We start from the raw sequence: 20,949 nt of genomic DNA on the forward strand, positions 1-20,949 counted from the left end.
GGATTGCGGCGTCACACGTCGGCCAAAAACGACATCGGATCCTCGATGCAGCCCGCCACATAGGTGAGGAAACCGCTCGGATCCGCGCCGTCACACACCCGATGGTCGAACACCAACGAGAGGTATACCACTTTACGCACTGCGAGTTCGCCGTCGACGACCCAGGGCCGGTCCATGATTCGGCCCACGCCGAGCATTGCGGCTTCCGGGAAATTGATGATGGGAGTCGAACCATCGGTGCCGAGAGGGCCGTAATTGTTCAGTGTGAACGTACCGCCGGAGAGAGTTTCCGGCGCGAATTTCCCGTCGGCGGCCTTGTCGACGACCCCTGCGATCTTGTCGCGCAACCCGCGAAGGGTCTCGTCGCCGGCGTCCGGCACGACCGGAACCATCAACCCGCGCGGGGTCTGCGCCGCGAGACCGAGGTTGATCCGTCCGTGCTGGACGATCTCGCCGCGTGCAGTGTCGACCGACGAGTTGAGCACGGGGAACTTCTGCAGACCGGCGACAACGAACCGGGCGATAAGCGCGACCACGCTGAAGCGCTCGCCGGTGGACTTTTGCAGGCGCGCCTTGGCGTTCAAGAGCTCGGTGGCGTCCACGTCCATCCAGATGGTCGCCTCCGGGATTTCCCGGCGCGACCTGCTCATTTGCTCGGCCACGACCTTGCGCAAGCCGGCGATCGGGATACGCCGGTCACCGGGAGTCGTCGGGTCGGCCTGCGGTGTGGCGCCGGACGTCGCCGGGTCGGCTCGGGCAGCACCGGACTCGGCAATGTACCGGGTGACATCGGCGCGCATGACGACATCGCCCGGTCCGCTTCCGGGCAAATGCCTGGCATTGAATCCATGATCGGCGGCCAGCCGGCGTACCAGCGGGGACACGACGGGCGAGTTGCGCGTCGGATCGAGTGCCGTCATCGTCCCCAAGCCGGGGGAGCCGGAGGCAGCCGTCGCGGCGGCTGCCGCCGGCACGGCGTCCGGCGCGGGTTTCCTGCCGAATCGTCCGGTCGGACGGACGGCGCGATGCTTGGACGGGCGCGTGCCGTAGCCGACGAGCACTGCCCCGGAACCTTCGTCCGCGTCCTCGCGCAGTGCGGTCCCGGGGACCGGCTCGGGAGCCGTACTCGCGGGCACGCCGCCGCCGGAGCCGGCAGGCTCGGCCCCGACCGCTTCGGTGTCGATGGTGATCAGGGGGTCGCCCGAATGCACTGTCGCGCCTTCGGCCGCGTGCACGGTGCGCACGACGCCCGGGAACGGGCACGGCAGGGACACGACCGATTTTGCCGACTCGACCTCGACGACCATCTGGTCGACGTCCACCTGGTCGCCGGCGGCCACGAGCCACGAGACGACCTCGGCCTCGGTGAGTCCCTCGCCCAGATCGGGCAACAGGAATTCCTGACTCATTACGCCTCCCAATCCCACGTGTCGAGCGCGTCCAGAATCCGTTCGGCGGTAGGAAGGTGGAATTCCTCCAGCTTCGGCGAGGGGTACGGGATGTCGAATCCGGTCACGCGCAACACGGGTGCTGCCAAATAGTAAAAGTTGCGTTCGGTGACACGGGCGGCGACTTCGGCGCCGTAGCCGACGAATTTCGACGCCTCGTGCACGACGGCGGCCCGCGACGTCTTTCGCACCGACTTGTCGACGGTCTCGTCGTCGAACGGCGACAGGCTGCGCAAATCGATCACCTCGACGTCGAGCCCCTCCTGTCCGCCGAGCTCCGCGGCTTCCAACGCCGTCTTGACGGTGGCGCCGTAGGCCAGCAACGTCACATCGGCGCCTTCGCGCACGACGCGCGCCGTGCACATCGGCTCGGTGCGCACCGGCAACGCCAGCTCCTCTTTCGGCCAGTACCGGCTCTTCGGCTCCAGGAAGATCACCGGGTCGTCGCTGGCGATCGCTTCGCGGAGCATCGAATACGCGTCGGACGGCGTCGAGGGCGTGACGACGGTCAGCCCCGGCGTGTGCGTCCAGTACGCTTCGGACGAATCGGAGTGGTGCTCGACTCCGCCAACGCCCCCGGCATAAGGGATCCGGACGACGACGGGCATCGACACGGCGCCCTTCGTCCGGTTGCGCATCTTGGCCAGATGCGAGACGACCTGCTGGAACGCCGGATAACTGAAGGCGTCGAACTGCATTTCGACGACGGGGCGCATCCCGTACATCGCCATGCCGATGGCGGTGCCGACGATCCCGGCTTCGGCCAACGGCGAGTCCCAGACCCGCTCCTGGCCGAATTCGCCGGCCAAGCCGTCGGTCACCCGGAACACGCCGCCCAGCGGGCCGACGTCCTCGCCGTAAACGACTACCGACGGGTCCTCGGTCAGCGCATCGCGCAGGGCGGCGTTCAACGCGGCCTGCATACTCGTCGGCGTGGCGGCTACTCCCGGTTCGGCCGGCGCATCGATGTGGGCGCTCATGCGTTGGCCCCTGTGGCCTCGTCGCTTCGGGCAAGTTCGGCTGCCAGGAAGTCGCGCTGACGGCGCATTTCGGGTCGCTCGGCCGCATAGACGTGGTCGAACATTTCAAGCGGATCGAGTGTCGTCTCGGCGCTCACTGCGTCGCGGGTGCGGGCAGCCAAGTCCTCGGCCTCGGCCGCGATGGACCGGCGATCGTCTTCGCCCAACAATCCCGTCGAGAGCAAATACTTCTCGAGTCGCTCGATCGGATCGCGAGTCTTCCACGTCGCCACGTCGGCGTCGTCCCGATAGCGCGACGGATCATCGGAGTTCGTGTGTGCCTCGATCCGGTACGTCAACCCCTCCACAAGCGTCGGGCCGCCGCCGGCGCGGGCACGGCCCAGCGCCGATTTCACGACCGCGTAGACGGCCGCGACGTCATTGCCGTCCACACGGTATCCCGGCATTCCGTAGCCGACGGCTTTGTCCGCAAGCATGCGGGCATGCGATTGCTTGGCCAGCGGCACACTGATGGCGAACTGGTTGTTTTGCAGCATGAACACCGTGGGCGCCTGCCAGACCGCCGCAAAGTTGAACGCCTCGTGCGTCTCGCCCTCGCTGGACGCTCCGTCGCCCAAGAACGCCAACGTTGCCACGTCGTCGTGCTTCAGCTTGGCTGCCGTGGCCGCGCCGACGGCGTGCAACGCCTGAGTGGCCAGCGGGGTGGCCTGCGGCGCCGTCCGGTGCGCGGACGGGTCGTAACCGCAATGCCAATCACCGCGGAACGACGGGAAGATGTCGACCGGGTCGATGCCGCGCGTGAGCAGGGCAATTGTGTCGCGATAAGTCGGGAACAGCCAGTCGGCCGCGCGCAGAGCCGCAGTGGCACCGATTTCACATGCTTCTTGACCCAGCGCCGACGGGTACGTGGCCATGCGCCCCTGCCGCGTCAACGTCGTGACCTGCACGTCGAAGCGACGGGCCACCACCATCTTGCGATACAGCGACTTCAGCTCGTCCGCGCCGGGAAAATCAAAGCCGCCGTCGCGTGCGTCCGCTGCACGATGTCCTTCATCGTCGATCAAGGTCACCGGGGCCGAGTCGGGCAACGTCGGTAGGTCTCCACGCCGAAAATCTACGCTCATCCCACCATCGTGTGTGACGTCGCACACCCCCGACAAGCGCGGAGGAAAAGTCGTGACAGATGGGCGTCTTTACCCCTCAGCGAGGGCCGAACGTCCCGGAAATCGGGGTCATCTCGGCCATTCGTCCGCGGCGGTTCCCGGGGCTTGACCGGGGATCTCTTCCAGAATGAGCAGTGACCGCGTCGACTCGACGCCCGGTACTTCATGAATCCGGCGCAAAATCGTGTCCGACAGGTGCCGGTTGTCGGGGGCGCTGACGGTGAGCATGACGTCGATGTCGCCGCTGACGGCCTGCACCTTTTCAACGAACGGCAACGCCGCGAGCCTGGCGCTGACATCCGGCCACGGCACGTCGCCGATCTTGGCAATGACGAGAGCCGTCACGTTCAGACCGAGGGCCTTCCGATCGACTTGCGCGCTGAAACCCGTGATGACCTGGGCATCCAAGAGCGCCACCAGCCTGTTGTGCGCATTCGTCCGGGAGATGTGGACAAGTTCGGCCAGCCGGCGTACCGACAGGCGGCCGTTGCGGCTGAGTTCGGCAATGATCTTCCGGTCGATCTCATCCACGCGATGTTCGGTCGGCACCAGCATCCTTGTCGTTGTGTCGTTTACCGGAGCGTTGACGTCCGGTGCGTGATCAGTCTACGGAACTTCAGCGGAGTCATCGGCCGGGTTCCCTGCCCGTGCCCAGAATCATCGGCCATGATGGTGTCATGGAATTTGCCGGCCCCGTCACCGACATCGCGCTTGTCATAGTCGGCCTGCTGTCGTTGTTCGCCGGCTGGAGGCGCGGTGCGCTGGTCGGCGTCTTGTCGCTCGCGGGATTTTTCGCGGGCGTCTGGATCGGCACGCTCCTGGTCCCGATCATCGTCGCGTGGATGAGCTCGAACGGATGGTCGCTGGCCGAGCATCGGGCAATCATTGCGCTCGTCGTCCTGCTGATCTGCGCCTTGACCCTTCAATCGATTGGTTTCACGATTGGCGCGGCGGTGCGGCGGCGAATGGGAGACGGCGCCGTCCGCGGTCTTGATTCGCTTGGCGGCGCGGCCGTCAGCGTGATCACGGCAGCCCTTGTGGTGTGGCTGGCGGCCGGGTTCGTACGGATGTCCCCGTTCGCCGTTGCCAACTCGGCGGCCGACAATTCAAAGATTGTGGCGGCGTTGGACCGGGCCATGCCGACCGAGCCCCAAGCAGTCATCGGGTCGGTGGGGCAGTTCATGGAACAAAACGGATTCCCGCAAGTCTTCAGCGGCCAGACCGAGACGATCCGGGATACACCGGCCCCGGCCCAAGGGGTCTCGGCCGCTGCGCGGGACGCGGCCCGGTCCGTGGTCAAGGTACTGAGCCAGTCGCCGTCCTGCGGGCATGATTCCGAAGGCAGCGGCTGGGTGGCGTCGGGCGACCGCGTCGTGACGAACGCGCACGTCGTCGCGGGCTCGCGCCAAGTAGTCGTGCAATCGGGCGGCAAGAATTATCCGGCAGCCGTCGTCACCTTCGACCCGGAACGCGATATCGCGGTGCTGCACGTGCCGGGGTTGTCGGCGCCAAGCCTTTCCGTCGGCAGGTCGTTGACGGCCGGCGATTCGGCAATCGTGGCCGGGTATCCGGGCAACGGCCGGCTGAAGATGACCCCGGCACGCGTGCGCGGAACTCTCATCGCCCGCGGCAAGGACATCTATGGCTCACAGACGGTGATCCGTAATATTTACTCCTTGCGCGGCGTCGTCCGCTCGGGCAATTCGGGCGGGCCGCTGCTGGATGCGGACGGCGACGTCGTCGGCGTCGTGTTCGCCAAATCGACGACGGACGGCGACACCGGCTATGCGCTGACCATGAAGGAAGTCACCGGCGCGTTGAACGAATCGGCCGGACACACGCACGGCGTGTCATCCGGCCAGTGTGCGGCCGCGTGACCCCGGCAATGCCGACGTGACGCGGCCGCACGGCCCCGGCCGCCCGCCGGCGGTGGGCAACTGCCGGTAGTCGCTATGCGCGATGGCGGCCGTGCGGATCGCCGCCGTCGGGTTCCGTGCCGGCATCGTGTTTGCCGTGCTCGTGCTCCGCCTCGATGACCGGCGACGAGCCGGTCTGCGAGCCGACGCCGGCGCCGACCAGCTCGCCGTCCGCGGGACCGTCGGCTTCGTGGCTGCCGTGTCGCCCGCCGGTCGGCTTGGCAGCTCGGCTCGGATCGGCTATTGCCTCGCCCCGGGCGATCATGCCGGCCTCCCCGGAGAGGGTGAGCTGCCTGAGGAAGAACGCCAGGATGAACGCAGCGCCCATGATCGGCACGAGGTACCAGAACGATGGCGCGAGCGCGTTGGCGTAGGCAGTCACGACCAAGTCGTGGATTTTGTCGGGCAGGCTGTTCACCACGTCGGGGGTCAGAGTCGACCCGCCGCTCAACTGCTTGCCCGAACCCGGCGGCAATTTGGAGAACATGTCTTGGAACTCGTCGGACAGCCGCGAGGTGAAGGCCGCGCCGAACAACGACGTGCCCAAGGACGCGCCGATCTCGCGGAAGAAGTTATTCGTCGAGGTGGCAGTGCCGACGAGTCTCGGGGCGACGGCGTTTTGGACGACGAGCACGATGATCTGCATGACCAGGCCGATACCGAAGCCCAGGCAAAAGATCATGACGCCGATCGTGAACGTGGAGGTCTCCGAGGTGAGGGTCGTCATCCAGGCCATGGCAGCGGCCGCGATGATGGTGCCGAACAGCGGATAGATCTTGTATTTTCCGGTCTTCGACACCAAGAACCCGGACACTATCGACGTCAGCATGACGCCGCCCATCATGGGCAGCATGAGCAGCCCGGATCCGGTGATGTCGGTGCCCGTCGACATTTGAAGGAAGGTCGGGATATAGGCGATGCCGGCGAACATGGCAAGGCCGATCAAGAGGCCGATCAGGGTGGCGTTGACGAACGTCCAGTTCTTGAATAAGTACATCGGCAGAATCGGATCGTCGCTCTTCAACTCGATCAGCACGAAGATGACGCCGGAGACGACGGTGCCGGCGATCAACAACAGGATTGTCGTCGAATCCCAGTCGTACTTGTTACCGCCCCAAGTCGTGGTCAAGATGAGCTGACCGGTGGCCAGCGCCATGAACAGGATGCCCCACACGTCGATCTTCCGGTCGGATCGGTGGCTGGGCAGGCGCAAGGCGAACAGCGCGATGAAGAACGCGATGATGCCGAGCGGCACGTTGATCCAAAAGCACCAGCGCCAGGACGCGTGCTGCGTGAAGAATCCGCCCAGGATCGGGCCGATGACCGCGGAAATGGCGAACAGGCCGCCTATGGGGCCCATGTACTTGCCGCGGTCCTTTGCCGGGATGATATCGGCGATGATCGCTTGCGAGAGGATCATCAGACCGCCGCCGCCGAGGCCCTGGAAGCCGCGTGCGGCGATCAACCACCAGAACGATTGAGCGGCGCCGCAGCCGAACGAGCCGATGACGAACAGTGCGATAGCGGCAAGGAAGATGTATTTGCGGCCCCACATGTCGCCGAACTTGCCGTAGAGCGGCATGACGATGGTCATGGCCAACAGGTAAATGGTGATCAGCCACGACTGATCTTTCACGCCGTGCAGGTCGCCGACGATCGTCGGCATGGCTGTGGAAATGATCGTTTGATCGAGTGAAGCCAAGAACATCGCGGCAAGCAGAGCCGCAAAGATCAGCCCGATAGTTTTGCGGGTCAGAACGATCGGCGGTTTTTCGGGCGCTACGGCCGGAGTGCTCACGCTTTCTCCCCCTGGAAGAGTTGTTGTAGTTCGTGGAAAATTGTCGGGATCAACGCGCCGAGGTCTTGATGCGATTCGTCTTGGCGCCACCGCTCGGTGGCCGCCCGCATCACCAGCAAGCCGAGCGTGGACAGCAGGTCGACCGAATTCGTTCGAGCCGTCGGATCGGCGCCGGCAGATGCGGTGGCGACCGGTTCGCTTCCGGAGTCATGGGCCAGCCGGCGTTCGATCAACTGCCGAAGCATCCGTTCGTGATCGGCCATCCGTGAGAACTGGGCCTGCAGCAAGGTCGGGTCGCTTTGAATCAACCGTTGCCGGGCGGCGACGTCGTCACGAGTCTTTTGCCGTTCGGAGACGATGCCGATCAAGAGTTCTTTGAAGTCGTCGAGAACGTCGCCGGTGGGGCCGCCGTCGGCGAACTGGTCCGCGGCCGGCACATCGAAGATCGATGTATCGCTTCCGACAACTGCTTCTTCCTTGCTGGCGAAGTAATTGAAGAACGTGCGCGGCGACACGCTGCAGCGTTCGCAGATGTCTTCGACGGTGACATTGGCAAAGCCGTTCTCAAGAGACAACTGGACTGCGGCCCGCCGCAGTGCGACGCGCCGCGCTTGCTTTTTCCGCTCCCGTAGCCCGTCCGGGAGGTCTATCGAATCCGTTGGCTGCACATACTGAATTATTGCATCAGCTGCAAAAGTGCGCAAAGTGCAATCTTGTGATGTAGCTCTCGCCGAGTGGTGGCGAATGGCTATCCCGCCTCGCCGAGTGGTGGCGAATGGCTGCGAAATCGCCGATTTCGCAGCCATTCGCCACCACTCGGCGGCAGGGGGCGGCTCGGCGACAGGGGCGAGAGGGGCCGGCTCGGCGCTAGGTGCGGGTTGGCGGCGAGGCGATAAGCTCAACGGAGAAGAAATGCCCGCCCCTCAGGGACGCACCCGGATTGGATCAAACAATGAGCGAGATGCCGACAAGCGACAACGGAGTCGATGCTGCAGTCCGCGCGGCGGCCGCGGCGTCCCGGGAATGGGCGGCCAAATCGCCGCGCAGTCGCGCAGTGGCGTTGCGGGCGGTGGCCGACGAACTCGATGCGGCCGAAAACGAGCTGGTACCTGTCGCCAGGGCCGAATCACACTTGAGCGAGGGCCGTCTCACCGGCGAGCTGAAGCGCACGACGTTCCAACTGCGCCTATTTGCCGATCAGCTCGACGACGGTGGATTTCTCGATGCCCGCATCGACAGGGCCGACCCGGACTGGGGCATGGGGCCGCGGCCCGATATCCGCCGCGTCAAGAGCGCCATCGGCCCCGTCGTCGTATTTGCGGCAAGCAATTTTCCGTTCGCCTTTTCGGTCGCCGGCGGAGACACGGCGTCCGCGCTCGCAGCCGGCTGCCCCGTCGTCCTGAAGGCCCATCCCGGACATCCCGAATTGTCCGAAAAGACCGGCTCGATCGTCGCGCGCGCCCTGAGCGAGGCAGGCGCGCCGGACGGCACGTTCAGCCTCATCTTCGGAGACGAGGCCGGCCGCGCTGCGCTTCTCCATCCGCTCATCCGGGCCGGTGCGTTCACCGGGTCGATCCGGGCCGGCCGCATCCTTTTCGACGTGGCTGCCGGTCGCGACGAGCCGATCCCGTTCTACGGCGAGCTCGGCAGCGTCAACCCCGTGTTCGTCACGCCGGGCGGCGCCGTCGACCCGGACGCCGTGGCCGATGGTTTCATCGGCTCGTTCACGCTGGGCGGCGGGCAGTTCTGCACCAAACCGGGGCTGTTGTTCGTGCCGGATGACGCGGGCATCGGTGCCGCCGTGCAGGCTCGTCTCACCGCCGACGGGCCCGGCGCCTCCGAGCTGCTGGGCGAAAAAATCGTGGCCGGATACCGGACCACATTGCAGCGGCTGATGGGCAGGGACGAGGTGACGGCGCTGGTGGCCGGCGACGACGCGCTGGCCGACGACCCGACGCCGACTGTGCTGACGACCACCCTCGAGCAATTCCTGGTCAACGTCGACGAGCTCTCCGGCGAATGTTTCGGCCCGACCGGGCTCATCATCACCTACCGGGACCCGGCCGATTTGGCCGCAGTGCCGGCAGCGCTGGAGGGGCAGCTCACTGCGACGGTGCATGCGGACGCCGACGAACCGATCGCCGGCGTGCTCGTCGATGCCATGAGCGAGCGGGCGGGGCGGGTCTTGTGGGGCGGGTGGCCAACCGGCGTCACTGTTACCCACGCTCAGCAGCACGGCGGGCCGTACCCGGCCACCACCGCTCCCACGACGACCTCGGTCGGCACCGCTGCCATTGAACGGTTCCTCCGGCCCGTCGCCTACCAGAACATGCCGCAGACGCTGCTGCCCGAGCCGGTACGCGACGACAACCCGTGGCGCGTTCCCCAACGCGTCGACGGGGCCCTGCCGCAGCGCTGACTCCCGCACCGGCCGGCAAATGAGCCGGAGAGCCGGTCAGTCCGACGTCAGCTTCACGACGACGCCGCGATGATCACTGCTGCCCCGGTCCATGACCTGGTCGGAGACGACGCCGAATCCGCGCACCAGCACGTGGTCGGGCCGGGTGACCGGCAGGCGCGCCGGCCACGTGAACCCGAAACCTCCGCCCGTCGATTGCCGGGAATCCTTCAGCTGGTCGGTCAATTCGGTGAATCGCCTGTCGGTCGTTGCGGTGTTCAAATCGCCGGCCAGAATTATCCGGTCCGATGAATCGTCGGCAATGATCCGGCTCAGCTCGGTGACGGCCCGATTGCGCTGCGCATCGCGCCCAACGCGCACCGACGGCAAATGCGCCGCGTAGATCCTGACCGGGCCGCCCGGAGCGGCCGCGGTCACCGACAACGACTGGCTCCACGACAGGCCGAGCTTCAACTGCCGGACGCCCGACAGCGGGTATTTGCTCCACACGCCGACGGTCCCGCTGGATACGTGATACGGGTAGTGCTCGCCCATCACGCGATCGATGATGTCGCCGCTTTTGCTGGTGACCTCCTGCAGGGTCACGATGTCCGCGCCCGTGTCGATGACCGAGTTCGACGTCTTCGTCGGCAGCGGACGCCGTGCCTCGACGTTTTCGGTCGCCACCGTCATCGACACGGAGCCGGTGCCGGAATGGTCGACGAGTTGGGGCACGAAGAAGTACGACCACACCAGGGCGGCGATGAGGATACCGGCCCACGCCGTGATGGACCTGCGGAACAGGGCGACGAACGCGATGAGCAGTATCGGCACTGCCAGCCACGGCAGGGAGCTGTCGACGATCAGCGCGAGCCCGTACTTCTCGGGTATCAGTTCGTGCGCGGCAAGCACTGCGGCGACGACGAGTGCGAGGACTCCAAGCACCATGCCACGGCTGCGGGGTCGGCGATTCGGCCGGCGGGGTCGTGTCATATCGGTACGATAGCGGCCGTTTATGACAGCGGCCTGACCGCCCGAGTCGACGGGCTCGTAAGCTGGCCGTTATGAGCGAGATGGGCACCGCGTTCGATCTGGTCCGAGAACTCGCCGACGGGCTCCCGGAGTCCGCGGTGGTGACGGAACCGGCGAAGACGGAACAATATTCACGCGATCAAGCACGGTTTTGCCCGGTCGGCGAGCCGGTCGCCGTCGTGCGCGCCGGAAGCACCGCCGACGTCGCGCACACGCTCACCGTCGCGTCGCGGTACCGGGTCCCCGTCGTGCCGCAAGGTGCGCACACCGGCCTGTCGGGTGCGGCGAACGCGGTCGACGGCTGCATAGTCCTGAGCGTTCGCTCGATGGACCGGATCCTGGAAATCAACGAAGAGGACCAGGTCGCGGTCGTTGAACCGGGCATCCTCAACGTCGAACTCTCGCGCGCAGTCGCCGAGCGCGGGCTGTTCTATCCGCCCGATCCCGGGTCGTGGGAGATTTCGTCGATCGGCGGCAATGTGGCAACGAACGCCGGCGGCATGTGCTGCGTGAAATACGGCGTCACCGGCGACTTCGTGCGCGGGCTCGAGGTGGTCCTGGCCGACGGCACCGTCATCGACACGGGACGTCGTACGGCCAAAGGCGTCGCGGGTCTCGATCTGACGTCGCTCATCGTCGGATCCGAAGGCACGCTCGGCGTGGTGACGAAGGTGACGCTCGGGTTGAAGCCCGCCCCGGCGCCGTCCCGCACGATGGCCGCCACATTCCCCGATGCCCGCGCCGGTCTTGCCGCCGTCACGGCGATCATGGCTTCCGGCGTGAGTCCCAGTCTGATGGAGTTCCTCGACGCGGCGGCGGTCGGCGCCGTGAACGCGTACAGCAAGATGGGTTTCGAAGACGGCTGTGCCCTCATCCTGGCGCAGTCCGACGGGACGGACGCCGTGGGCGATGTCGTGCGGATGGGACGGATCGCGCGGGACTTCGGCGCGGTCGATGTGGCGGAGGCCGCGGACGACGAGGAATCGGCCTTGCTGCTCGAGGCTCGCCGGAAACTGCTGCCGGCTCTGGAAGCGCTTGGCGGGATATTCACGGACGACGTGGCGGTGCCGCGCTCGCGGATGGTCGAATTCCTCGACGGCATGGTCGCCATCGGCGAGCAGCACGACGTACAGGTGATTTGCGCCGGCCACGCCGGGGACGGCAACGTGCATCCGACGGTCGTCTTCGAACGAGGCGACGATGCTGCCGAAGCCCGGGCTCGCCTGGCGTTCAGCGACATCATGCGGCTGGGATTACGGCTCGGCGGGACCATCACGGGCGAGCACGGAGTCGGTCTGTTGAAAGCCGCGGAACTGCGCGAGGAACTGCCCGAGCGATCGCTCGAGCTGCAGCGACGGATCAAGCAGTTGTTCGATCCGCTCGGCATCATGAACCCCGGCAAAATGCTCAGCTGAGCTGTTGCATGCGCGTCACTCGATCGTCGCAATCCGATGGTCTGCGGCGACGGCGTCCCCGGGGGCCGGTTCGCCGTGAGTCAGCGTGCCCGGCCGATGTGCCGCGACGGTTGTCTCCATCTTCATGGCTTCGACGACCGCCACGCCGTCCCCCTCGCTGACAGTGGCACCGTCATCGGCCAGCCATTTCACGAGGCTGCCGGAGATTGGTGAGAGCAGATCGGCGTCGTCCGGGGCGTCCGATCCCGAGCTCCGTCCACCGGCAGCATGACGGCCCACCCGGCCGCCCGATGGACGGACTTCCTCGACGGAACGTCCGGCATCGGGCCCGGCCAGCAGTGAGTCGATAATTGCGGCCGGAAGTCCGAGCCGGACGGCGCGGCCGTCGAGATCGATGGTGATGACCCGGCGTTCGCCGTCCGGTTCCGGGTTTGCCGCATCGGACGACGGGCTGAGACGTTCGTCGAACTCGTCTTCGATCCAGGTCGTGTACACGCCGAACCGGTCGGTCGCCGTGAAATCCGGGTGCGCCGCGATCGCGCGGTGGAACGGCAGAACAGTGGGGATGCCCGTCACGCGCATATCTTCCAACGCCACCCGGGCACGCCTCAGCGCTTGCTGCCGATCGTTGCCCGTGACTATCAGTTTGGCCAGCAACGAGTCGAACTGTCCGGGCACGGCCGACCCGGATACGACGCCGGAATCGACCCGGATGCCGTGTCCGGTCGGCGCCGTAAACGTCTCGACGGTGCCCGGCGTCGGCAGGAAACCGCGCGCCGGGTCTTCGGCGTTGAGGCGGAACTCGAACGCGTGTCCATGCTGCTGCGGATCGGAATCGACGGACAGCGGCTTGCCGTCGGCGATGCGGAGCTGCTCGCGCACCAGGTCGATTCCCGACGTCTCCTCGGTGACCGGATGCTCGACCTGGAGGCGGGTGTTGACCTCGAGGAAGCTGATCACGCCGTCTTCGCCGACCAGATATTCCACCGTGCCGGCGCCGCGATAATGAGCCGCCCGGCAGATCGCCTTGGCCGATGAATGGATGCGGGAGCGCTGATCGGCCGTCAGGAACGGTGCGGGGGATTCTTCGACGAGTTTTTGATTGCGGCGTTGCAACGAGCAGTCGCGGGTGCCGGCCACGACGACGTTCCCGTGCATGTCCGCAATGACCTGGGCCTCCACGTGCCGCGGTTTGTCAAGGAAGCGCTCGACGAAACACTTGCCGTTGCCGAACGCGGCTTCAGCTTCACGCACGGCCGAGTCAAATGCGTCGTCGACGTCCTCCATCCGCCGGACGACGCGCATACCCCGACCGCCGCCGCCGAACGCGGCCTTGATGGCCACCGGAAGTCCGTGCGTGTGCGCAAACTCATGCACTGCCGCGGCATCCGGCACCGGGCCGTCCGAACCGGGAACCAGCGGCGCGCCGGCTTTGACGGCGATCTCCCGGGCCGTCACCTTGTTCCCCAGCGCGCGGATGGCGTCCGGGCTCGGCCCGATCCACACCAGTCCGGCTCCTTCGACGGCGGCCGCGAAATCCGCGTTTTCGGACAGAAAGCCGTAACCCGGGTGCACGGCGTCCGCGCCGCTGCGCCGGGCGACTGCGAGCAGCTTGTCGATACTCAAGTAGGTGTCGGGGCCGGTATCGCCCTCGAGCGACCATGCTTCATCTGCCATGCGAACGTGCGGCGCATCGGCGTCGGGTCCGGCGTACACGGCCACCGAGGTCAGCTGCGCATCCAAGCATGCCCGCGCTATTCGGCAGGCGATTTCGCCGCGATTGGCGATGAGCACTTTGGTGATCACGAGGAGACTCCTTCAAATCGGATGCACCGGCCCGGCGGAATCTGGGCGGCGGTCGGCAGGTCTTCGGGGACGACGACGGCGATGACGGGATACCCGCCGGTCACCGGATGGTCGGACAAGAACACGACGGGAAGGCCGGACGGCGGCACTTGGACGGAGCCGGGCATCACGCCTTCGCTGGGCAGTTCCCCGCCGTTTGCGCGCTCGAGTGGCCCGTCCGCGTCGCGGTCGTCCGCGTCGCCGTCGGAAACGGCAAGCCGGACGCCGATCCGATTCGACTGATTCGTCGCGACCCACGTGCGCGTCAACAGATCCGCACGAGCTTTCGGCGTGAACCAGTCGTCCCGCGGGCCAAAGGTGATGCGCAGCGTGACGGGGCCGTCGCCGAGCAGATCGCCGGCCAACACCGAGGGTTCCGGTGAGCCCACGACGGATCCGGGCTTTGGCTCGGCTACGGGAAGCACCGAGCCGTCGGTGAGCGGATCCGGCCCGATTCCGGACATCGTGTCGGTGGACCGGCTGCCCAGGGCCGGCGGGGCGTCGATGCCTCCGCGCACTGCGACGTATGCCCGGAGACCGGCTCGCGTCGGCCCGATCGCGAGAGTTTGGCCGTCGGGGAGTAGGAACGGTTTGCCCATGGCTTCCGTGCGGTTGCCGGCGATGATCGATTCGGGTTCGGCGCCGGAGACGGCCAGCACCTGGTCGCCACGGGCGCTCATCCGCAGGCCGCCCATGACGTTTTCGATCACGGCAGCGCCGGGCACGTTTCCCACGAGTCTGTTGGCCTGCCGGGCCGCCCGTGTGTCGGCGGCTCCGGCCGGTGAGACGCCGAGGTCCCCGCGCCCCGGGCGGCCGAGGTCCTCGATGACGGACTGCAGGCCGGCGGACTCGATGATCAGGGCACCCCGTGCGTCCTCGGCAGTCGGCTCGGCAATCTGCTCGTCCGCACTCTCGGTCTGCGTGCCGGCGGTGGCCGACGCGCGCACGGCATGGAACCGGACTCGGTCTCCCGGCCGCACCAACGCCGGCTCATCCCGGTCCAGGTTCCACATCCGTTCGTCGGTGTGCCCGATCAGCTGCCATCCGCCCGGGGACGCACGCGGGTAGACGGCGGAGAATTCGCCGGCCAGCCCGACTGCTCCGGCCGGCACCGACGTGCGAGGCGAATCGCGGCGCGGCACGACCAGCCGGGAATCGCCCCCGGCCAAATAGGTAAATCCCGGAGCGAACCCGCCGAACGCACCGACCCAGTCCTTGCCGGTGTGCGCGTCGACGAGAGCCTCGACGCTCAGACCGGTGCGGTCGGCGACGTCGCGAAGGTCGTCACCGTCGTACACCACGTCGATGTCGACACTCTTGCGGCCATCCGGGGGAGCGCTCTGCCGGTCGGTGGCTTCGGACAAGCGCAGATCGGCGATACCGGTCTCGGCGCGGCGCGCGGATTGCCTGGTGCCGCATCGCACCAGCAGCGTCCGGGCGGCCGGCAGCACCTCCTGCTGACCCGGAAGCGGCGCGGCGGTCAACTGCGCGTGCAGCCGCACCACGTCGTCCAGCGAATCCATCTCAATCAGCCACGCCGTCGGGCCGGCCGCGTGGACGCCGGTGATCATGCGGTAAACGACCGGATCGTGACGCCCGCCTTTTCGAGTTCGCGGCGAACCGCCGTCGAAATCTGCACGGCCCCGGAGGTGTCGCCGTGCATGCAAATGCTTTCGGCCGGGGACTGCAGATCGGTGCCGTCGATCGCCGTGATGGTGCCCTCGGTGGCCAGGCGCACCATATTCGCGGCCACCCGGTTCTCATCATGCAGCACGGCGTTTGGTTCACGCCTCGATACGAGCGTGCCGTCGGGATTGTATCCGCGGTCGGCAAAGGCTTCGGGAACGCCGCGCAGCCCTGCCCGTTCCGCTTCGGCCAAGGCGACCGACCCGGGAAGGAGCAGCAGCGGCAGCGACCGGCTGAATGCCTTGACGGCGTCGACTACCGCTTTGGCGTGCGCTTCGTGGTGCACGATCGTGTTGTACAGCGCGCCATGCGGTTTGACGTATCGGACGGCGCCGCCGACGGATCGCGCGAGCGCATCGAGTGCCCCGATCTGGTACAGCACGTCGTCGGCGAGTTCCTGCGGCGAACAGTCGAGGAAGCGCCGGCCGAACCCGGCAAGGTCGCGATATGCCACGTGCGCGCCGATAGTGACTCCGGCGTCGACGGCGTCCCGGCACGTCTGCGCAATGATCGAGGGATCGCCCGCATGGAACCCGCACGCCACGTTCGCGCTCGAGACCGAACGGAACATCGCTGGGTCGTCACCCATTGTCCAGTTGCCGAACGACTCTCCGACGTCGCTGTTCAAATCGATGGCGGGTGCGTTACCTGGCATTGTGACCTCCGTCTCGTCTTCCAGCATGCCTCATCACTGAAGATTGTTCAACAATAATGCTCAAATTGTCGGTCGGGTTATTCTTACTCGTCTACACCAAAGAGCGGCGACGGGGTCTGCCCGGGGGAGGGCGGCACATGCTCGGAAGTGGATTGTGGCGGGCCGGCGGACGGCTCATCCTGCTCCCGTTGCTGGCGACGATCGCGGTGTGCGCCTTGGTGCTGGCCATCATCTCGGCCGCGTTCGCGGCGAACGCCGCCCCGGCTGCCGCACGGCCGGAGGCCACTGCCCCGGCCGATGCCCGGCCGGCGCCGGGCGGCCCGACTTTCGAGGTGGCGGTGGCCTCGACCGATAAGCCGGTGGTGATGGCGGACTTCGTGAAGGCGGACGACGCGAGCACCAGTTTCGGTGACATGTTCGTCCAGTCGCTGCGAACCTCGCCGCGCGTGTCGGACTTCGCCTCGCTCGAACACGAGTACTCCCCGAAGGCCGCAGCGCGCAGGGTGACATCGGGTGAGGCGGTGTTGGCAGTGATCGTCGGCCCCGAATTCAGCAGCACGTTCCGGCGGAATATGGTCAGCGCGCTCCACGGAGGCGCCGTGCGGCAAATGCCGATCACCGTCGTGGCCGGGCCGCAAGCGCTGGCCGACAACAAACTGATACTTCACGAATACCGCAAGCAGGCGATCAAACCGACGCTCGACTACTTGGCGGACGAGATGCGGATCGTGGTCAAGAAATCCGGATGCGATGTGCCGAACACCGCTCCGGGGCGATGCATCAGCGTCACCGATGCCATGCTCGACAAATTCGCCGCGCCGTTCCACACCACCGTACGCACCGTCGACGGGCCGGCAGCACAGTCTTATGACTACCCGTCGATGCGGAAGCAAGGGGCACGCGGGCCGGTGCACCACGGCGCACCGCCAGCGGGGCCCGCGACGTCCGCCTCGCCCGCGCCGGCAATGGAACCGCTGGCGGTGGTGCTGGTGTTGATAGTTGTTGCAGCGCTGGTCGCGGCAACGACGACCGCATGGGCCGTCGACTTCCGATTGGGGCGCGCCGTTTTCACGACCGGCCCCTGGCGCCGGCAAAACGCCCAAATGCCGTTTCCGCGGCGCAAGGCGCTGATGGTGCAAAACGCGGCGGGCGTCGTCGTCGGCGTCCTGTCGTCCTCCGTGCTGGTCGGGGTGTACTTGGCACGGTCCGGGCGGCTGGGACAGGCGTCGGTGACGATTCAAGCCGGAAACGTGCTGGTGTGGTCATTTGCCGTGCTCATCACCGTGGCGCTCGTGGCGTTCGTCCAGGCACTCGAGGCGGTCGTCGGCACGCCCGGATGGCTGGTCTCGGTCGTGGCCGTAGTCGGGTTCGCGCTCCCGGCCGCGGGAATCGGCGCACTTCTCACCGGCGAGCCGGCAGCCGACGGGGCGTTCGTGCGCGCGGCCTGCGGCTTGGCCGGCAGAATGGACCCGTCCGCTATAGCCGAGACGTGTCTACCGATCGCGGTGGTGCTGCTGGCAGTCGCCGCAGTGTCGTTCGGCACCGGCAGGGCGGTCTCCGGGGCATATGACAAATACGTGACGAGCTCCATTGCGCCCCCGAACTGACGTCGCGCGGTGACGTCGCGTCCGGCCGGTCGAGACGGCGTCTTACGAGTCGGTGTCGAAGCCGATCGACAAATCCCGCAGCAGGCCGGCAAGAAGTTTTTGATCGTCGCCGGAGAGTGCGACAAGCAATTGTCGTTCGATCTCGAGCAGCTCGCGCAGTGCGTTATCGACACGCTGACGTCCCGTGTCCGTCAGCTGCACGAGTACTCCGCGGCGATCGCGCGGATCGGGATGGCGCTCGACAAGGCCGAGTCCCGCCAACCTGTCGATGCGGTTGGTCATGGTTCCCGACGTCACGAGGGTCTGCGTCAGTAGTTGGGAGGGGGACAGGCGGTATGGCTCGCCCGAGCGGCGCAGTGCCGAGAGCACGTCAAAGGCCCATACCTCGAGCCCGTGTGCCAAGAATGTCGACCGGCGTGCCAGATCGAGCTGCCGGGCCAGCCGTGTCACCCGGGAAAGGACCTCCATGGGTTCGACATCGAGGTCCGGCCGTTCGCGACGCCAGGCTTCAACGATGCGGTCTACTTCGTCTGCCATGACTGCAAGAGTACCCTCAATCAAGCTACTTGATATAAAGATTCTCGATGTCAACACACGGGTGTTCGGGAGGCCTCCGGTGCGGCCCCTCACAGCCCGGTGCAACGGCCGACGCCACTGTGTGGTTGATCGCACTTTTTGCGGTCGGTGTGCAAAGCGGGTGCAAACCGCACTAAAGTTTCCGGTGGACCGTCCGTAAATCATCGAAGAAGGAAGTTTACTCGTGGACCTGTTTGAATATCAGGCTCGGGACCTCTTCGCCAAGCACGGGGTGCCCGTGCTCGACGCAGTTGTCGCGCAGACTCCGGAAGAAGCGCGGGATGCCGCGCAAAAACTCGGCGGCGGAGTAGTCGTCGTCAAGGCGCAGGTGAAGATTGGCGGGCGCGGCAAGGCCGGCGGCGTCAAGGTCGCAAAGTCCCCCGACGAAGCGCAGCAGAAAGCCGAAGAAATTCTGGGGCTCGACATCAAGGGTCACGTGACGAAGAAGGTCATGGTCGCCCAAGGTGCCGACATTGCCGAAGAATATTACTTCTCGGTGCTTCTCGACAGGTCCAACCGCAGCTATTTGGCCATGTGCTCGGTCGAAGGCGGCATGGAGATTGAAGAGCTCGCGGTCACGCGTCCGGACGCCCTCGCCCGCGTTCCCGTCGATGCCCTGACGGGTATCGACGAGGCCAAGGGCAAAGAGATCGTGGACGCAGCGGGCTTCGATGCCGAGACCGGCGCGAAGATCGTACCGGCCCTGATGCGGCTGTGGGACGTCTTCAAGAACGAAGATGCCACGCTTGTCGAGGTCAACCCGTTGGTCAAGACCGCCGGCGGCGACATCATCGCGCTCGACGGCAAGGTCACGCTTGACGACAACGCCGAATTCCGCCACGAGGATCACGCCGCACTTGCCGACAAGGATGCGGTCGATCCGCTCGAGGCCAAGGCCAAGCAGAACGACCTGAACTACGTGAAGCTCGACGGCCAGGTCGGCATCATCGGCAACGGCGCGGGGCTCGTCATGAGCACGCTGGACGTCGTGGCCTACGCCGGCGAGAAGCACGGCGGCGTCAAGCCCGCCAACTTCCTGGACATCGGCGGCGGCGCTTCGGCTACCGTCATGGCCAATGGCCTCGACGTCATCTTGAACGATGAGCAGGTCAAGAGCGTGTTCGTCAACGTGTTCGGCGGCATCACGGCATGCGACGCCGTGGCCAACGGCATCGTGAAGGCGCTCGAAATCCTCGGAGACGAAGCGTCGAAGCCGCTCGTCGTCCGGCTCGACGGCAACAACGTCGACGAAGGACGCCGCATTATCGAAGAAGCCGGCAATCCGCTGGTGACCCTGGTCGGCACGATGGACGAGGCCGCCGACAAGGCAGCCGAACTCGCAGCGGCTGCAAAGTAACGGAAGGCTCATCCCAATGTCGATTTTTCTCAACAAAGATTCCAAGGTCATCGTTCAGGGCATCACCGGGGGCGAAGGCAGCAAGCACACCGCTTTGATGCTGAAGGCCGGTACTCAGGTGCTCGGCGGCGTGAATGCCCGCAAGGCGGGGACGACCGTCCAGCACACCGACGCGTCCGGAAATCCCGTCGAACTCCCGGTGTTCGGAACCGTCGCCGAAGCAATGGAGAAGACGGGTGCGACAGTCTCGATCGTGTTCGTGCCGCCGGCCTTTTCCAAGGACGCCGTCATCGAGGCGATCGATGCGGGCATCGAGCTGCTCGTCGTGATCACCGAGGGCATTCCGGTTCAGGATTCGGCCGAGTTCTGGGACTACGCGGGCAAGAAGGGCAACAAGACCCGCATTATCGGGCCGAACTGCCCCGGCGTCATTACGCCTGAGGAATCGCTCGTGGGCATCACGCCGGCGAACATCACCGGCAAGGGGCCCGTCGGACTGGTGTCCAAGTCGGGCACGCTGACCTACCAGATGATGTACGAATTGCGCGACCTCGGCTTCTCGACAGCCATCGGCATTGGCGGCGACCCGGTCATCGGCAGCACGCACATCGATGCATTGAAGGCGTTTGAGGCCGATCCGGACACCAAGGCCATGGTGATGATCGGCGAAATCGGCGGCGATGCCGAAGAGCGTGCCGCGGACTTCATCAAGGCGAACGTCACCAAGCCGGTCGTCGGCTACGTCGCCGGCTTCACGGCCCCGGAGGGCAAGACGATGGGCCATGCCGGCGCCATCGTGTCCGGGTCGTCCGGCACGGCGCAGGCCAAGAAGGAAGCTCTCGAAGCTGCCGGAGTCAAGGTCGGCAAGACGCCGAGCGAGACTGCATCGCTCTTGCGCGACATCCTCACGAAGTAAAACATTCCGCAGCAGCGGATTTTGAGCGGCCGGGCGGTCATGACTGCCCGGCCGCTTTTGTCATTGCCGGGCGCTCCGACGGCGCCCATGAGTCACATGGCCCCCGCCCGGTTCGAACAATGGTCGCCCATTGCCAATAAGTAAACAGTTGTTTACT

Annotated in this window: 17 protein-coding genes; 6 read left to right on the forward strand and 11 right to left on the reverse strand. The window is 66.1% G+C overall.

The genetic code is table 11. The annotated features are described in order from the left end of the window. Positions 1 to 11 precede the first annotated feature (11 nt). The 4 genes from BJY26_RS09135 to BJY26_RS09150 form a co-directional block, all read right to left on the reverse strand. Positions 12 to 1,409, reverse strand: coding sequence for a dihydrolipoamide acetyltransferase family protein (locus tag BJY26_RS09135; protein ID WP_179427565.1), 1,398 nt, complete (start codon positions 1,407 to 1,409; stop codon positions 12 to 14). Continuing rightward, positions 1,409 to 2,428, reverse strand: a complete 1,020-nt coding sequence (locus BJY26_RS09140) for an alpha-ketoacid dehydrogenase subunit beta (RefSeq protein ID WP_179427567.1) — start codon at positions 2,426 to 2,428, stop codon at positions 1,409 to 1,411. Before BJY26_RS09140 ends, BJY26_RS09135 begins: the two co-directional genes overlap by 1 nt. Continuing rightward, positions 2,425 to 3,552, reverse strand: coding sequence for a pyruvate dehydrogenase (acetyl-transferring) E1 component subunit alpha (gene pdhA, locus BJY26_RS09145; protein WP_179427569.1), 1,128 nt, complete (start codon positions 3,550 to 3,552; stop codon positions 2,425 to 2,427). Before pdhA ends, BJY26_RS09140 begins: the two co-directional genes overlap by 4 nt. Positions 3,553 to 3,660: 108 nt before the next feature. Beyond that, on the reverse strand, positions 3,661 to 4,140 hold the full coding sequence (locus BJY26_RS09150; RefSeq protein ID WP_237249078.1) for an Lrp/AsnC family transcriptional regulator: 480 nt from the start codon (positions 4,138 to 4,140) through the stop codon (positions 3,661 to 3,663). A 128-nt stretch (positions 4,141 to 4,268) separates the two neighbouring features. Between BJY26_RS09150 and BJY26_RS09155 the strand changes: the two genes are divergently transcribed. After that, positions 4,269 to 5,468, forward strand: a complete 1,200-nt coding sequence (locus BJY26_RS09155) for a MarP family serine protease (RefSeq protein WP_179427573.1) — start codon at positions 4,269 to 4,271, stop codon at positions 5,466 to 5,468. A 73-nt stretch (positions 5,469 to 5,541) separates the two neighbouring features. Here BJY26_RS09155 and BJY26_RS09160 read toward each other — a convergent pair whose 3' ends face one another. Further along, on the reverse strand, positions 5,542 to 7,305 hold the full coding sequence (locus tag BJY26_RS09160) for an MDR family MFS transporter (protein WP_237249077.1): 1,764 nt from the start codon (positions 7,303 to 7,305) through the stop codon (positions 5,542 to 5,544). Continuing rightward, complete coding sequence (locus tag BJY26_RS09165) at positions 7,302 to 7,973, reverse strand: TetR/AcrR family transcriptional regulator (protein WP_237249076.1); 672 nt, start codon at positions 7,971 to 7,973, stop codon at positions 7,302 to 7,304. Before BJY26_RS09165 ends, BJY26_RS09160 begins: the two co-directional genes overlap by 4 nt. A gap of 293 nt (positions 7,974 to 8,266) precedes the next feature. On the opposite strand from BJY26_RS09165, the gene BJY26_RS09170 reads away from it, so the two are divergent. Then, positions 8,267 to 9,724 carry an aldehyde dehydrogenase (NADP(+)) gene (locus BJY26_RS09170; RefSeq protein ID WP_342354655.1) on the forward strand — a complete coding sequence of 486 codons (1,458 nt, stop codon included), beginning with the start codon at positions 8,267 to 8,269 and terminating at the stop codon, positions 9,722 to 9,724. Between the two features lie 36 nt (positions 9,725 to 9,760). Here the strand turns inward: BJY26_RS09170 and BJY26_RS09175 are convergent, their stop codons facing one another. Next, on the reverse strand, positions 9,761 to 10,696 hold the full coding sequence (locus tag BJY26_RS09175) for an endonuclease/exonuclease/phosphatase family protein (RefSeq protein ID WP_179427579.1): 936 nt from the start codon (positions 10,694 to 10,696) through the stop codon (positions 9,761 to 9,763). 71 nt (positions 10,697 to 10,767) lie between these two features. Here BJY26_RS09175 and BJY26_RS09180 point away from each other — a divergent pair, with 71 nt between their 5' ends. Next, entirely contained in the window at positions 10,768 to 12,150 is a 1,383-nt protein-coding gene (locus tag BJY26_RS09180) for an FAD-binding oxidoreductase (protein ID WP_237249074.1), read from the forward strand. 15 nt (positions 12,151 to 12,165) lie between these two features. Here the strand turns inward: BJY26_RS09180 and BJY26_RS09185 are convergent, their stop codons facing one another. The 3 genes from BJY26_RS09185 to BJY26_RS09195 are packed head-to-tail and all read right to left on the reverse strand — an operon-like array spanning position 12,166 to position 16,336. Next, a complete protein-coding gene (locus BJY26_RS09185; RefSeq protein ID WP_179429883.1) occupies positions 12,166 to 13,953 on the reverse strand; it encodes an acetyl/propionyl/methylcrotonyl-CoA carboxylase subunit alpha in 1,788 nt (595 codons plus the stop codon). Next, the gene (locus BJY26_RS09190; RefSeq protein ID WP_179427581.1) at positions 13,953 to 15,566 is read right to left on the reverse strand and encodes a 5-oxoprolinase subunit B/C family protein; all 1,614 of its coding nucleotides are present in this window, start codon (positions 15,564 to 15,566) and stop codon (positions 13,953 to 13,955) included. The genes BJY26_RS09185 and BJY26_RS09190 overlap by 1 nt, the downstream gene beginning before the upstream one ends. Then, positions 15,563 to 16,336 carry a LamB/YcsF family protein gene (locus BJY26_RS09195; RefSeq protein ID WP_179427583.1) on the reverse strand — a complete coding sequence of 258 codons (774 nt, stop codon included), beginning with the start codon at positions 16,334 to 16,336 and terminating at the stop codon, positions 15,563 to 15,565. Before BJY26_RS09195 ends, BJY26_RS09190 begins: the two co-directional genes overlap by 4 nt. 56 nt (positions 16,337 to 16,392) lie before the next feature. On the opposite strand from BJY26_RS09195, the gene BJY26_RS09200 reads away from it, so the two are divergent. After that, complete coding sequence (locus tag BJY26_RS09200; RefSeq protein WP_179427585.1) at positions 16,393 to 17,943, forward strand: hypothetical protein; 1,551 nt, start codon at positions 16,393 to 16,395, stop codon at positions 17,941 to 17,943. A 42-nt stretch (positions 17,944 to 17,985) separates the two neighbouring features. Here BJY26_RS09200 and BJY26_RS09205 read toward each other — a convergent pair whose 3' ends face one another. Next, positions 17,986 to 18,480: a MarR family winged helix-turn-helix transcriptional regulator gene (locus tag BJY26_RS09205; protein WP_179427587.1), complete on the reverse strand. Its 495-nt coding sequence runs from the start codon at positions 18,478 to 18,480 to the stop codon at positions 17,986 to 17,988. Positions 18,481 to 18,703: 223 nt separating this feature from the next. On the opposite strand from BJY26_RS09205, the gene sucC reads away from it, so the two are divergent. Together sucC and sucD are read left to right on the forward strand one after the other, a co-directional pair. Next, positions 18,704 to 19,876, forward strand: coding sequence for an ADP-forming succinate--CoA ligase subunit beta (gene sucC, locus BJY26_RS09210; RefSeq protein ID WP_179427589.1), 1,173 nt, complete (start codon positions 18,704 to 18,706; stop codon positions 19,874 to 19,876). A 16-nt stretch (positions 19,877 to 19,892) separates the two neighbouring features. After that, a complete protein-coding gene (gene sucD / locus BJY26_RS09215; protein ID WP_179427591.1) occupies positions 19,893 to 20,792 on the forward strand; it encodes a succinate--CoA ligase subunit alpha in 900 nt (299 codons plus the stop codon). Positions 20,793 to 20,949: the final 157 nt, after the last annotated feature.

The sequence above is a fragment of the Spelaeicoccus albus genome (assembly GCF_013409065.1).
Taxonomy (GTDB): Bacteria; Actinomycetota; Actinomycetes; order Actinomycetales; family Brevibacteriaceae; genus Spelaeicoccus; species Spelaeicoccus albus.

Coding starts and splice junctions, on each gene's coding strand:
- BJY26_RS09135 (WP_179427565.1), bottom strand. CDS start 1,409: ATGAGTCAGGAATTCCTGTTGCCCGATCTGGGCGAGGGACTCACCGAG.
- pdhA (WP_179427569.1), bottom strand. CDS start 3,552: ATGAGCGTAGATTTTCGGCGTGGAGACCTACCGACGTTGCCCGACTCG.
- BJY26_RS09195 (WP_179427583.1), bottom strand. CDS start 16,336: ATGCCAGGTAACGCACCCGCCATCGATTTGAACAGCGACGTCGGAGAG.
- BJY26_RS09170 (WP_342354655.1), top strand. CDS start 8,267: ATGCCGACAAGCGACAACGGAGTCGATGCTGCAGTCCGCGCGGCGGCC.
- BJY26_RS09190 (WP_179427581.1), bottom strand. CDS start 15,566: ATGATCACCGGCGTCCACGCGGCCGGCCCGACGGCGTGGCTGATTGAG.
- sucD (WP_179427591.1), top strand. CDS start 19,893: ATGTCGATTTTTCTCAACAAAGATTCCAAGGTCATCGTTCAGGGCATC.
- BJY26_RS09155 (WP_179427573.1), top strand. CDS start 4,269: ATGGAATTTGCCGGCCCCGTCACCGACATCGCGCTTGTCATAGTCGGC.
- BJY26_RS09175 (WP_179427579.1), bottom strand. CDS start 10,696: ATGACACGACCCCGCCGGCCGAATCGCCGACCCCGCAGCCGTGGCATG.
- BJY26_RS09140 (WP_179427567.1), bottom strand. CDS start 2,428: ATGAGCGCCCACATCGATGCGCCGGCCGAACCGGGAGTAGCCGCCACG.
- BJY26_RS09180 (WP_237249074.1), top strand. CDS start 10,768: ATGAGCGAGATGGGCACCGCGTTCGATCTGGTCCGAGAACTCGCCGAC.
- BJY26_RS09200 (WP_179427585.1), top strand. CDS start 16,393: ATGCTCAAATTGTCGGTCGGGTTATTCTTACTCGTCTACACCAAAGAG.
- BJY26_RS09205 (WP_179427587.1), bottom strand. CDS start 18,480: ATGGCAGACGAAGTAGACCGCATCGTTGAAGCCTGGCGTCGCGAACGG.